The organism is Sulfitobacter sp., assembly GCF_036960155.1.
Lineage (GTDB): Bacteria > Pseudomonadota > Alphaproteobacteria > Rhodobacterales > Rhodobacteraceae > Sulfitobacter.
Window position 1 is genome coordinate 356,145 of record NZ_JBALWB010000001.1, and the last position, 12,706, is coordinate 368,850.

Below are 12,706 nucleotides of genomic sequence, written 5' to 3' on the forward strand. Positions count from 1 at the left end.
TTGACGCAGATAAACCCCATGCAAAGCCAGATGAAAAGAGGGGCAGAGCCCATGCGTCGTTTCACAGCGAAAATAGTCATCCTGATCACACTTATACTCAGTGGGTGGTGGTGGATTGCAACAAGCAGCCTCCAAAATAACCTAATGGCATGGCTGGATGCACGGCGCAGCGAGGGATGGCAAGCCGATGTTGGCGATATGTCACGTGTCGGGTTCCCCCTACGCATCGCAAGCACACTGTCGGACACGGCCATTGCGGACCCAGAAACTGCCCTTGCTCTTAACATCCCACAATTCACGCTATCCACTCCGATCTATTGGCCTGGTCACGTAACCCTGACCCTGCCAGCAGAGCCGATTGTCATATCCACGCAGCAAGGCGCTGTTACGATATCCTCGGATGGTGCCCAGGCAGCATTGCGCCTTCATCCTGGCACGTCGTTACAATTGGAGGCACTGACCGCCGCCAGCACCGATCTGTCTTTTGATCTGGTAGAAGGACGGATTTTGAGTGTTCAGACCCTGCAGGCAAATGTTGAGCAAGGGCTTGAACCTGAAACCTACAATATTGACCTTGCGGCTACAGGCTTTGCCCCCGGTAGCGTTATTCGACAAAGCTTACGCCTACCCGCAGCATGGCCGGAAACCTTTGAAACGCTGATCGCTGATATGACCGTGACCTTTGATCGCCCGTGGGATCGTAGCGCACTGGAGACCCATCGCCCCCAACCGCGCGCAATCACGGTAGAGCAGGTCACCGCCATTTGGGCAGACCTGAGCATCACATTTGGGGCGGATTTACAGATTGAACCGAATGGCACAGCATCGGGCACGGCGAACCTACAGGCACACAACTGGCAACGCATGCTGGACCTCGCAAGCGCAGGCGGCGCGCTATCCCCTCAGGCGCGGCCCCAAGCCGAGAGTATTCTAAATCTATTGTCAGGTCTTTCCGGCAACGCTGAAACACTTGATGTTGAAATCACAATCGACAAGGGGCGGATGCGCATGGGCTTTATCCCGCTTGGCAACGCGCCGCGCATCATCCTGCGTTAACGGCAGTAGCTGCCCGAACGATAGCGCGCGGTGTCAAAGTGGAAGTGATCGAGGTGAAACCGGTTCGCCTTTGGGCCAAGCACGGTTCCAAATGGACCACAGGCATCCGCATGCATTTTGCGCAACGCCTTGCGACTGCTGCGTGCGTTCCAGCCCTTAAGCACTGAAATCTCACTGCCATCCGCCAGTCTAAAGCCCGAAATATCAATTGCCCGACCTTTGCCGTGCTCGGATATCTTACCAGTTTTGGCATTATTGCGACGACGACAGGCATAGTGGGCCGCAACTTTGATCTGCTTCAGCCCACCGCCTTTTTTGGACAATGCCGGCTTTGCGCTGCGGTCTACCCATGTTTTCAATGCGCGCGCGGTGCCGCAATCCATTGTAGATGTACTACTAAGGCTCACGCCCGAAACCGATGAAATCTTCACCGCGTTTTCAACGCCACATCCTGAAATCCGTGCAGGCACACGCCCAATTGCCTTACCCTGAATCGATATATCACCGCAGACAGCACCCGCTGCCAGCACCTTTTGCTGCGCGCGCAGTTCACGCCCCGCCTTGGGGGATCGGAAAACAGGACGCATGGATTTCCAAAAACCACTCTGCTTGTTTTCAGCCGCAGAGCGATCAATTGTCCCATCCGCCGAGATTGTCGGCCGTCCCGTCCCTGGGCGCGATTCAGGTCGTTGTGAATTATCAGGTGCGGCGTAAGAAATCGTTGCCATGACACAGAAAAGCACCACAAGACGTTTCATGATTTTGTCCCACCGCTGCCGCGGCCAAAATCTGGTTCATCGGTATCTTGTCCCGCTTCAATAATGCTGCGACGGACTTCACGGGTTCGCGTGAAATAGTCGAATAGATGATCACCGTCCCCCTGACGGATCGCACGCTGCAAGGCAAACAACTCTTCCGTAAATCGCCCGAGGATTTCCAGCGTGGCGTCTTTGTTAGACAGGAAAACATCACGCCACATCGTAGGGTCCGAGGCCGCGATACGGGTAAAATCACGAAATCCTCCTGCAGAATACTTGATCACTTCGCCGTCCGTCACACGGCGCAAATCGTCGGCGACGCCAACCATCGTATAGGCAATCAGGTGCGGCGCATGGGACGTAACAGCAAGGACCAGATCATGGTGGTCTGCGTCCATCTCTTCAACGTTTGAGCCAAGGCCCTCCCAAAACCCACGCAGACGGGCGATCGCATCGGGATCTGACCCCTCTATCGGAACCAAAAGACACCAGCGGTTATCAAACAACTCCGCAAACCCCGAACGCGGGCCTGAATGCTCGGTTCCCGCAAGCGGATGACCTGCGATAAACTCAACACCTTTGGGCAAATGCGGCGTCACATTGTCGATCACATCGCGTTTCACGGACCCAACGTCAGTAACGGTTGCCCCTTGCTTCAAGGACCCGGCAATCTGTTCCATCACCTGCCCCATAACACCGACAGGTACACATAGAATAACCAGATCAGCATCGCGCACGGCTTCATTTATGTCGTCATATACAACATCACACAGGCCAATTTCGCGCGCTGTCTCACGTGTTTCAGCAGATCGCGCATAGCCCACGATCTCACCCGCCAAATCCCTGCGTTTAGATGCCCAAAAAATTGAAGATGCAATCAGCCCCAATCCAATTAAGGCCACACGTTCATATACTTGCGCCATCGCTCAGCCTTCCTTGAACTGGCGCACGGCATGCACCACGCGGCGACAGCCGCTTTCATCGCCCACAGTGATCCGTAACCCAGTAGGTAACTTGTATCCGGCAACACGCCGCACAAGCAGCCCTTGTGACTGGAGATAATTGTCGCAGGCTTCGACCTCTTCCTGAGATGTAAACCGCGCGAGAATGAAGTTTGCCAGCGACACATCAGAGGGCACACCCATTTCAGCCAACGCGTCCGCCATCCATGTGCGCCACCGAGCATTTTCGGTGCGGCAATGCTCAATATAAGCGACATCACGAACGGCCGCTTCGGCGGCTGCAAGTGCTGCGTTACTCACGTTAAACGGGCCGCGTACGCGGTTCAAAACGTCGATCACATGCGCAGGGCCGTAACCCCATCCAACACGCAGGCCTCCCAATCCGTAGATCTTTGAGAAAGTGCGCGTCATCACGACGTTTTCGCGTGCATCAACCAACGCTGACCCGCCATCAAAGCCCTCAACATATTCCGCATACGCGCCATCTAGCACCAGCAGTGCTTTGGGAGGCAGCTTTTCGGCCAATCGCGCGATATCTGCCTGACCGATCATTGTGCCCGTCGGGTTGTTGGGGTTGGCCAAAAACACCAGTCGCGTCTTTTCCGTGCAGGCCTTTAGGATGGCATCAACATCTGTGACCCGCTCCCGCTCCTTAACCTCGACAGGTGTGGCACCCGCGGCAAGCGCAGAGATACGGTACATGGCAAAGCCGTGTTCGGTGTGGATTACCTCGGTATTTGGGCCCGCATAAGCCTGACACAAAAACGCGATCACTTCATCCGATCCTGCACCGCAAATAATACGTTCAGGATCAATGCCATGCACCTGCCCAATCGCGCTGCGCAACTCGGCGTGGTCCGAGCTGGGATAGCGGTGCAGGGAACGGGCAGCAGCCTCATAGGCTTTTTGCGCCGCAGGCGATGGGCCGAACGGGTTCTCATTCGAGCTCAATTTAAGGACATTATCATGCCCTGCCACATGGGACGCGCCCCCCTGATAAAGGGAAATATCCATGATGCCGGGTTGGGGCGCGATTGTATGTGTCATATCAAAGCTCTTTCTTTGCTAAATTTCTTTTAGCCGCTCATCCGCGCCGCAACCACCCGCGATTTTCACACCGGGCACATCTGTCTACAATTGACCGTTAACACAAAAAGAAAACGCCCCACCGGAAATCCGGCAGGGCGCTTTTTAAATCGTAACTCTTGGCGGCGAAGATTAGTTCTTCGCGTAGAATTCAACCACAAGGTTTGGTTCCATAACAACAGGGTATGGAACATCGCCAAATGACGGAGTGCGAACGAATTTCGCTGTCATTTTGGAGTGGTCTACTTCCATGTAGTCAGGAACGTCACGTTCGGCCAATTGCGTGGCTTCGATCAGTGCTACCATCTGCTTGGAACGGTCACGTACTTCGATTACGTCACCCTCTTTTACGCGGTAGGATGGGATGTTAACCAGTTTGCCGTTCACGCGTACGTGGCGGTGGTTCACGAACTGACGTGCAGCAAATACTGTTGCCACGAACTTGGCGCGGTAAACAACTGCGTCCAAGCGGCGTTCGAGCAGACCAATCAGGTTCTCACCTGTATCGCCTTTTACACGCTCAGCTTCGCCATAGATGCGACGGAACTGTTTTTCGGTCAGGTCGCCGTAGTAGCCTTTAAGCTTCTGCTTGGCGCGCAACTGGATACCGAAATCGGAAATCTTGCCCTTACGGCGCTGACCGTGCTGGCCGGGGCCATATTCACGACGATTTACTGGAGACTTTGCGCGGCCCCAGATATTTTCGCCCATGCGGCGGTCAATTTTGTGCTTGGCAGCTGTACGTTTAGTCACGGCTGTTCTCCTTCATGTGGCCCCGAAAGGCAGTTAAAGGGCGTTGTCCTCTGAGTCTTCACTCCGACAGGGATCCTCTTGCGAGGTCCACCAACACCAACAAGGGCGCGCTTACTATGATATGTGAAAGGGAGTCAATGCGTGAACATGAGAGTGTGATGGACCAGCTTAAACTATTGGCTTAAATAAATGCCACCAAAGGTGAACACCTAGCATAAATGGAAATGGTTTTTCACGCTGCATGCTAAGTCATACAACCAACTTATTGCTTATCCATCAACCCTTTCCAGCATCTATGATCAGAGAGCAGTCAGGCATTTCAGCTTGAGACCACCTTTCCTAACCTCAACTGCTCAACGTACACCGCGAAACAATTCTTGAAAGTTACCCCAGTGCCACTTCAATTTTTCAAAGTCCGAAGCCTCGACATTTCCTGCCGCAGTTCCTTCAACCCACCAGGCGAAGTTTGACGGCAATTCGCTTTCCCGAATCTCAGTACAAATAGCCAACAGATCGTCACTTTTGCCGTGCCTATTCGGGTGTACTATTTTTCTCAGCCTATCCGCGTTCTCTCCATCAACAAAGCTATGAATGTATTCCCCAAAAGGGGTATCTCTGCTGCACCCACGTGTCTCATGGACACTGTGCAGCGCGTCCATATCCGCCGCCTCTAACACGCCACATTCGATCCGCGTTGCAATCTGGACGAGTAGCGCGTTCATCAGCATGTGTCTGTAATCCGACAACCAACGTTGCGTAGATGCCTCCTTAGAGCAGAAACTACTTTCTGCGGCTACAGGCGCAGTGATGTTTATCAGTCCGATAAGTAGCATAGCAGCAAGTTTAGGGGTGTTGATCATTCCTGAAATTACCGATGCAAAAAATTGGTTCTTAAGATGTTCTATTGAGAACCTGTTCTTGGGCAAAAGAACGTTGACCGAGTGGAATTACACAGGCGCGCCGCTGTTGACATCGCCCCCATACACGATGGCTTCGCCGCCCATTCGCCGTTCACCGTACCTTTCGTGCACAATCAGCGTGACGCGGGCAGCCTAATAAATGATCATTGACCAACCCACATGCCTCCATCCACGCATATACAATTGTAGGGCCGCAAAACTTAAATCCTGCTTTCTTTAAATCCTTGGACACCCGTTCGGATAGCTCGGTCTTTGGCGGTACATCTGCTTGTGTTTCAAATTTATTTTGGAGCGGAGCACCGCCCACATAATCCCACATGAACTTGTCAAAGCCGCCTTGCGCCTCGATACGTTGCCATGCCTGTGCGTTCACTATGGCGGCCTCAATCTTACCGCGATGACGGATAATACCAGCGTTGCCCAGCAATCGCTGAACGTCGTCTTCCCCCCATTCAGCAATCACATTCGGATCAAAACCTTCAAATGCTTCTCGAAAAGCGTCTCGCTTTTTAAGGATTGTGATCCAGCTTAGCCCCGCTTGAAACCCATCTAGGATCAATTTTTCCCACAACGCACGACTGTCATACTCCGGCACGCCCCACTCTGTGTTGTGATAATCGATATAAATCTGCTCGGGGCCCGCCCACTCACATGCTGCCATAATCAAATGATCCTCCTGTTTCGTTACATTTGGCACAAAATTGGATGTTTAACACCTTCTTAGCAGCTCGGGTCCAATGTCCCTTTTCAAAGGTCTCGTACAAAGCAAAAAATCACAAAGGACATCCCGTGAAAGGCAAATCCAAACGCCAAATGGCGGACATCCCATCTGGCGGGTTTAGTCCGCTGGATCATGCCATTACCCAACAGTCTAGAGGTACAATGGGGATGGTCAAAGACGCCATTCAACATGGTCAAACGCTGCTTGCGTATCAGCCAATCATGCGCAGCAGCTCGCAAACCCAGATTGGATATTATGAAGGCTTAATCCGTGTTTTGGATCCAACTGGACGTGTGATCCCTGCTGGTGAATTCATGGGAAAGATTGAAGACACTGAAACAGGTCGGGACATTGATGTCCTCGCGCTACGTCATGGATTGCGCAATCTTAAGGCAAATCCGGCCCTTCGCCTGTCTATCAATATGTCCGCCCGTTCCATCGGGTATCGCCCGTGGATGGAATGCCTCAATCGATTCTTGAAAGCGACTCCAGAACTGGGAGAGCGGCTTATTTTGGAGATCACGGAAAGCTCGGCCATGACAGTACCCGAACTGGTCATTGATTTCATCCAACGCCTTCAACCAAGAGGCATCTGCTTTGCCATGGATCATTTTGGGTCCGGCCCGATGGCCATTAAGTACTTCAAAGATTTCGATTTCGACATTTTGAAAATCGACGGGCAATTCATACGCGGTGTATCCCAAAGCCCCGATCAGCAAACCCTTACACGTGCGCTGCACGGTATTGCACGCGAGTTTGGCATGCTGACTGTCGCAGAATCGGTTGAAACAGCCGAAGATGCCGCCTTTGCTACGGACATCGGGATCGATTGCTTACAAGGATATTACTTTGCCGCCCCAACAACCCAGCCTGAATGGTTGACTGACAAAAACGACCGTCAAAGGGCTTAGCACAGGATATTCCCTACACTTCTTGCCGCGCTGCAATCCATGCGTTATCCAAACCCTACAAGGTAGGGGAGAGATAGCGCGGCCCTTCGCGCATTTATTCAACTTGTCCTCTGCCGCGCGTCATATTGAGAGGACCACATTCCATGACCAATGTCGTAATCGCTTCTGCTGCCCGTACTGCCGTCGGCAGTTTCGGCGGCTCGTTTGCCAATACGCCCGCCCACGATCTGGGTGCAGCTATGCTGAAGGAAATCGTTGCGCGTGCAGGTGTCGACCCATCCGAAGTTTCTGAAACGATTTTGGGACAGGTTCTTACAGCCGCACAGGGTCAAAACCCTGCCCGTCAGGCCCACATAAATGCTGGCCTACCAATCGAATCAGCTGCATGGTCAATCAATCAGGTTTGCGGTTCTGGTTTGCGATCTGTAGCGCTGGCTGCTCAGCACATCCAATTGGGTGATGCGGACATCGTCGCTGCTGGTGGCCAAGAAAACATGACCATGTCGCCTCACGCTCAATCAATGCGCGCTGGCCACAAAATGGGCGACATGAAGCTCATCGACACCATGATTAAAGATGGCCTGTGGGACGCATTCAACGGCTATCACATGGGACAGACCGCAGAAAACGTTGCTGCCAAATGGGAAATTACACGCGAACAACAGGATGAATTCGCTGTTGCCTCCCAGAACAAAGCTGAAGCCGCCCAAAAGGCTGGACGTTTTGCAGATGAGATATTTGCCTACACAGTACCCGGTCGTCGCGGTGACACGATTGTAGATGCCGACGAATACATCCGTCACGGCGCCAACATTGATGCGATGGCAAAAATGCGCCCTGCATTCGCCAAAGACGGCTCGGTCACTGCGGCTAACGCGTCCGGCCTCAACGATGGAGCTGCTGGTGCATTGATGATGAGTGCTGAAAATGCTGAAAAGCGCGGCATTGAGCCACTTGCACGGATTGCATCATACGCAACAGTTGGTTTGGACCCATCCATTATGGGTGCTGGCCCAATCTTTGCATCACGCAAGGCGCTGGAAAAAGCAGGTTGGAAACCCGAAGATCTGGACCTTGTTGAGGCCAATGAAGCCTTTGCTGCACAGGCTTGTGCCGTGAACAAGGACATGGGCTGGGATCCAGCAATCGTGAACGTAAACGGCGGCGCAATTGCCATTGGTCACCCAATCGGAGCATCTGGCGCGCGTATCCTCAACACCCTGTTGTTTGAAATGAAACGCCGCGATGCGAAAAAAGGTCTCGCAACGTTGTGCATTGGTGGCGGTATGGGTGTTGCCATGTGCCTCGAACGGCCCTAAGAGGAATTGGGCGCGCAAGATAGTTGCGTGCCCACGCCGCTAACAGCAACAACATTACCTTTAGGAGAATCATATGTCGCGTGTCGCACTTGTTACAGGAGGCAGCCGCGGGATCGGCGCCGCTATTTCCAAAGAGCTAAATGATAAAGGCTACACCGTCGCCGCGACTTACGCAGGCAACGATGAGGCCGCTGCAGCATTTACTGCTGAAACTGGTATCAAGACATACAAATGGAACGTTGCCGATTATGACAGCTCAAAAGCTGGCATCGCGCAGGTTGAGGCCGACCTTGGCCCAGTCGAAGTAATTGTGGCCAACGCGGGCATCACTCGTGACGCTCCATTCCACAAAATGACACCCGAGCAATGGCATCAGGTCATCGACACAAACCTGACAGGCGTGTTTAACACCATTCACCCAATCTGGCCTGGCATGCGCGAACGCAAATTCGGCCGTATCGTCGTGATCTCCTCAATCAACGGTCAAAAAGGCCAATTCGCACAAGTGAACTATGCCGCAACCAAAGCAGGCGATTTGGGCATCGTGAAATCCTTGGCGCAAGAAGGCGCGCGCGCCAACATCACCGCCAACGCAATTTGCCCGGGCTACATTGGGACAGATATGGTTATGGCCGTGCCAGAAAAAGTACGCGAAAGCATCATCGCTCAGATTCCAACGGGTCGCTTGGGTGAGCCGGAAGAGATTGCACGGGCAGTGTCCTTCCTTGTTGCTGATGATGCAGGTTTCATCAACGGCTCGACCATCACCGCAAACGGCGGGCAGTTCTTTGTCTAAGCATTAGCTCCGTTTATAGGGCTAATAGCAAAGGGGCCGAAGGATCACTCCTTCGGCCCCTTATTTTATTCCGTAAGACAGCGTGCACACTGTCAGCGGAAAATCCCTAACTGCGCAGCGGGCTGCGCAACCATGCAAAAAACTCAGACATCATGCGGCCACGCTCGGCGTGGGCAGTATTCATCGCGGTACGAGCAGCGGGGTTTGTTGTGGCTTCAAACATTGCGCATCTCCTAGTTCGATCTCGATCAGATCAATATGACTTCATTGAAATCAATATGCGCCTTTATCAACAAACCGACAAACGAGACTTTTCAACGCCTCACACAAGGTATACTTAACTGAAACATGTCTATTCGCCTCCCCCCCCTCACCGCTTTGCGAGCTTTTGATGCCGCTGCGCGCCACATGTCATTTGCGCAGGCCGCTGCTGAGCTCAACGTAACGCCTGCGGCTTTGTCATTTCAGATCAAGTCACTTGAGCAGCACCTCGGTGCGCCGCTGTTTCGGCGTCTGAACCGTGCTGTTGAACTCAGCGAAGCGGGAGATGCCCTATCATCAGGCGCAGCTGAGGGCTTTCAAACTTTGGCGACGGCATGGCGTGCGGCCCAACGCACCCAAGACACGCAGACCCTTACCGTGACTGCGGGGCCTGCATTTACCGCAAAATGGCTCGCTCCGCGCCTTTATGAATTTGCGCAAGCTCATCCAGATATTGAACTGCGCTTTGCAGCATCCCTCCAGCGCATGGACCTGACCCGCGATAACGTCGATGTTGCGATCCGCTTTAGCAACACAACCACACCCGATCTATACTCCCTGCCACTGGCTGAAGAGTGGATCACCCCTGTGATGACCCCTGCCATGGCCGAGAAGTACTCGACCGTTGAAAGCCTTCAGCAAGCACCCATTATTTTTGATGATTCGATTAACTTCTTGGACCCTCGTGTAAGCTGGTCGTCGTGGTTCACAGCCATGGAAAGCCCATACACGCCAACACTTGGACCACGATTTTCTCAAGCGGACCATGCGCTTGATGCCGCACTTGCAGGTGTTGGGGTTGTGCTCGGTCGGCGCGCATTGGTCGTCAAAGACCTTGCTGAAGGCAGATTAGTTGCACCTTTTTCAACAGCTCTTTCAACAGGAGCACGGTTCAGCTTTTTATGTCTCAAAGGCATGGAGCATCGCCCGCAGATCGCAGCATTCCGTGATTGGATATTGCAGGAAATTGAAAAAACAGCCCATATCAGCGAAACCCTCACCATACTGGAACTGGAAACGTTATGAGCCGCGCAACAGCAACTGCTACAGGTTTCATCGCCGTTTTGCTCTGGGCGCTTTTGGCTCTGTTTACAGTGGGCTCTTCCCCTACCCCGCCGCTACTGCTCAACACGTTGTGTTTTGGCATCGGCGGTATCGTTGGCCTGATATGGGCATGGGCTACGGGAAGTGTGCCACAAATGCGCACCGTGCCCCTGCGTGTCTATGCGTTTGGAGCTTTGGGACTGTTTGCCTATCATTTGCTGTATTTCTCAGCCCTCCGCCTAGCACCTGCTGCCGAGGCAGGGTTAATCGCATACTTATGGCCCCTGCTGATTGTCGTCTTCTCAGGGCTACTCCCCTCAGAAACCCTCAAAGCAGGTCATGTTATTGGCGCTATCTTGGGTTTTTCTGGGGCTGCTCTCATTATTTCCGGCGGCGGTGCAGGCCTCAGCACCGAGTACCTACCGGGCTATCTGCTTGCTTTGTTGGCCGCTTTCACTTGGGCGGGGTATTCGGTTCTGTCACGACTGGTCGGTTCAGCACCCACAGCAAGCGTTGCAGTTTTTTGCATTGCAACCTCACTACTGTCCTTTCCGCTACATCTCATGTTTGAAGAAACAGTATTTCCCACTACCGCCCTTGGATGGGCAAGCATAGCAGGCCTTGGCCTAGGACCAGTAGGGTTCGCATTTTATGTCTGGGATATCGGGTGCAAACACGGCGACATTCAGCTTTTAGGCACCAGTTCATACGCAGCACCACTGCTGTCTACGCTTGTGTTGATCTTGGCAGGGATTGCCGCACCCAGCATGACATTACTTTGGGCCACACTGCTGATCACTGGCGGCGCGGGTGTTGCAGCGCGCGCCAGCTTTTCTTCAAATTAGTCTAATTCGACAGTCTGTTGATTTCTTCTTTCAGGCGCATTTTTTGTTTTTTCATGGTGGCCACTTGAAGGCCATCAACGCCCGGCGCGCGTTGAGCTTGCTCAATCTCCTCGCCAATGTCGCTGTGCTTCTTTTTCAACGTATCCAGATGTGCGTTAAGGGACATACTTCCTCCAGTTGTTAAAAGTGCAGTGTCAGTGAAGCATGAACCGAAAACGAAGTCACGCCGCTCTGCAGCATACCCTCAAAGGTGGTGAATAATTGCTTAACGCCGCCTAAAACTTCAACGCAACCCCTGCGCGCAAAGCATCTCGCACAGGCTGAACATACTGATCACCGTCCAAATGGCTCTCGCCGCGGTGCAGAACAAGCGGTGCATGTAGGCGAAAATCCGCACGTCCTGATTTGCGAGCACGCATAATAACCCGCTCCGCCGCACGGCCCTGACGTGCAGAAATTGGTAAAACCTCGATACTGCCCATGTCTTTGGGCAAGGCAGCTAGTAGATCAGGCAAACGTTCAGCACGGTGAATGATGTGCATGTAGCCTTTAGGGGCTAATCTCTTTGAGGCGACCTCAATCCATAGGCTAAGGGCCGTTTCCTCGCCCAGCGCCGCCTCGCGGGTGGGATTGCGTGCTGCAACCGAGGCATCGCGCCGCCAGTAAGGAGGGTTTGCCAATACATGGTCAAATTGTCGCTGCCGCAAGGTTAAGGGGAGTTCTGCAATGTCCGCATGCACAACCTCAAGCCCACTGCCACCGTTGCGCATGGCCAGTTCGGCGTAGGTCGCCTCGCGCTCTACTCCGGTAAGGATGAGGCCCGGAACCCGCGCGCCCAGACACAATACAGCAGCCCCGACGCCGCAGCCCAATTCCAGCACGCGCTGCCCTGAAACCGCAGGTATGGTGGCTGCAAGCAGCACAGGATCAACGCCCGCGCGGTATCCGTCCCGCGGCTGCCAAAGGTGTAACAGCCCGCCCAGAAAGGCGTCGTGGGTCAGGCCATGGTCACTCACAGGCCCAGCGGAATATCATTGTCACGCATAACCAGCGTTGCTGCATCAAGATTATCAGGGTGAACCATCAGACGGCGCGGAAAAATTCCTATGCCACCTTCAAGAATGCTCATATTTACGTCCATCTGAAAGCAGTCTATATCCTCGCCCTGTAAAAGAGCACAAGCAAATGCGATGATCGTAGGGTCGGAGCTGCGCAAAAGTTCTTTCATAGTGGTGATGTAATCTGGGGCATGACCCCTTGTCGAGCGTGGGGGC

15 protein-coding genes are annotated in these 12,706 nt (G+C 53.3%); 6 read left to right on the forward strand and 9 right to left on the reverse strand.

Annotation, left to right across the window (positions count from 1 at the left end):
• Positions 1-51 precede the first annotated feature (51 nt).
• Positions 52-1,056, forward strand: a complete 1,005-nt coding sequence (locus V7775_RS01665) for a DUF2125 domain-containing protein (RefSeq protein ID WP_335750122.1) — start codon at positions 52-54, stop codon at positions 1,054-1,056.
• Here the strand turns inward: V7775_RS01665 and V7775_RS01670 are convergent.
• From V7775_RS01670 to V7775_RS01695, 6 genes are all read right to left on the reverse strand, one after another.
• Complete coding sequence (locus tag V7775_RS01670) at positions 1,053-1,814, reverse strand: extensin-like domain-containing protein (protein ID WP_335750123.1); 762 nt, start codon at positions 1,812-1,814, stop codon at positions 1,053-1,055. The genes V7775_RS01665 and V7775_RS01670 overlap by 4 nt on opposite strands.
• The gene (locus V7775_RS01675) at positions 1,811-2,737 is read right to left on the reverse strand and encodes a prephenate/arogenate dehydrogenase family protein (protein WP_335750124.1); all 927 of its coding nucleotides are present in this window, start codon (positions 2,735-2,737) and stop codon (positions 1,811-1,813) included. The genes V7775_RS01670 and V7775_RS01675 overlap by 4 nt, the downstream gene beginning before the upstream one ends.
• Before the next feature lie 3 nt (positions 2,738-2,740).
• Complete coding sequence (gene hisC / locus V7775_RS01680; protein WP_335750125.1) at positions 2,741-3,823, reverse strand: histidinol-phosphate transaminase; 1,083 nt, start codon at positions 3,821-3,823, stop codon at positions 2,741-2,743.
• A gap of 171 nt (positions 3,824-3,994) precedes the next feature.
• Positions 3,995-4,615, reverse strand: coding sequence for a 30S ribosomal protein S4 (gene rpsD / locus V7775_RS01685; protein WP_335750126.1), 621 nt, complete (start codon positions 4,613-4,615; stop codon positions 3,995-3,997).
• A gap of 353 nt (positions 4,616-4,968) precedes the next feature.
• Entirely contained in the window at positions 4,969-5,475 is a 507-nt protein-coding gene (locus V7775_RS01690) for a hypothetical protein (RefSeq protein WP_335750127.1), read from the reverse strand.
• 151 nt (positions 5,476-5,626) lie between these two features.
• The gene (locus tag V7775_RS01695; protein ID WP_335750128.1) at positions 5,627-6,196 is read right to left on the reverse strand and encodes a DNA-3-methyladenine glycosylase I; all 570 of its coding nucleotides are present in this window, start codon (positions 6,194-6,196) and stop codon (positions 5,627-5,629) included.
• A gap of 128 nt (positions 6,197-6,324) precedes the next feature.
• Between V7775_RS01695 and V7775_RS01700 the strand changes: the two genes are divergently transcribed.
• The 5 genes from V7775_RS01700 (at position 6,325) to yddG (ending at position 11,432) form a co-directional block, all read left to right on the forward strand.
• Positions 6,325-7,167 (forward strand): EAL domain-containing protein, encoded by an 843-nt coding sequence (locus tag V7775_RS01700; RefSeq protein ID WP_335750129.1) that lies wholly within the window; start codon positions 6,325-6,327, stop codon positions 7,165-7,167.
• A gap of 143 nt (positions 7,168-7,310) precedes the next feature.
• The gene (locus tag V7775_RS01705) at positions 7,311-8,486 is read left to right on the forward strand and encodes an acetyl-CoA C-acetyltransferase (RefSeq protein ID WP_335750130.1); all 1,176 of its coding nucleotides are present in this window, start codon (positions 7,311-7,313) and stop codon (positions 8,484-8,486) included.
• A 73-nt stretch (positions 8,487-8,559) separates the two neighbouring features.
• On the forward strand, positions 8,560-9,282 hold the full coding sequence (gene phbB, locus V7775_RS01710) for an acetoacetyl-CoA reductase (protein WP_335750131.1): 723 nt from the start codon (positions 8,560-8,562) through the stop codon (positions 9,280-9,282).
• Between the two features lie 348 nt (positions 9,283-9,630).
• Positions 9,631-10,569, forward strand: a complete 939-nt coding sequence (gene gcvA, locus V7775_RS01715; protein WP_335750132.1) for a transcriptional regulator GcvA — start codon at positions 9,631-9,633, stop codon at positions 10,567-10,569.
• Entirely contained in the window at positions 10,566-11,432 is an 867-nt protein-coding gene (gene yddG / locus V7775_RS01720) for an aromatic amino acid exporter YddG (protein ID WP_335750133.1), read from the forward strand. The genes gcvA and yddG overlap by 4 nt, the downstream gene beginning before the upstream one ends.
• Before the next feature lies 1 nt (position 11,433).
• Here the strand turns inward: yddG and V7775_RS01725 are convergent, their stop codons facing one another.
• The 3 genes from V7775_RS01725 to V7775_RS01735 form a co-directional block, all read right to left on the reverse strand.
• Positions 11,434-11,598 (reverse strand): YdcH family protein, encoded by a 165-nt coding sequence (locus tag V7775_RS01725; protein WP_335750134.1) that lies wholly within the window; start codon positions 11,596-11,598, stop codon positions 11,434-11,436.
• Positions 11,599-11,707: 109 nt separating this feature from the next.
• The gene (locus tag V7775_RS01730) at positions 11,708-12,448 is read right to left on the reverse strand and encodes a tRNA1(Val) (adenine(37)-N6)-methyltransferase (protein WP_335750135.1); all 741 of its coding nucleotides are present in this window, start codon (positions 12,446-12,448) and stop codon (positions 11,708-11,710) included.
• A complete protein-coding gene (locus V7775_RS01735; RefSeq protein WP_335750136.1) occupies positions 12,445-12,660 on the reverse strand; it encodes a putative signal transducing protein in 216 nt (71 codons plus the stop codon). Before V7775_RS01735 ends, V7775_RS01730 begins: the two co-directional genes overlap by 4 nt.
• Positions 12,661-12,706 lie beyond the last annotated feature (46 nt).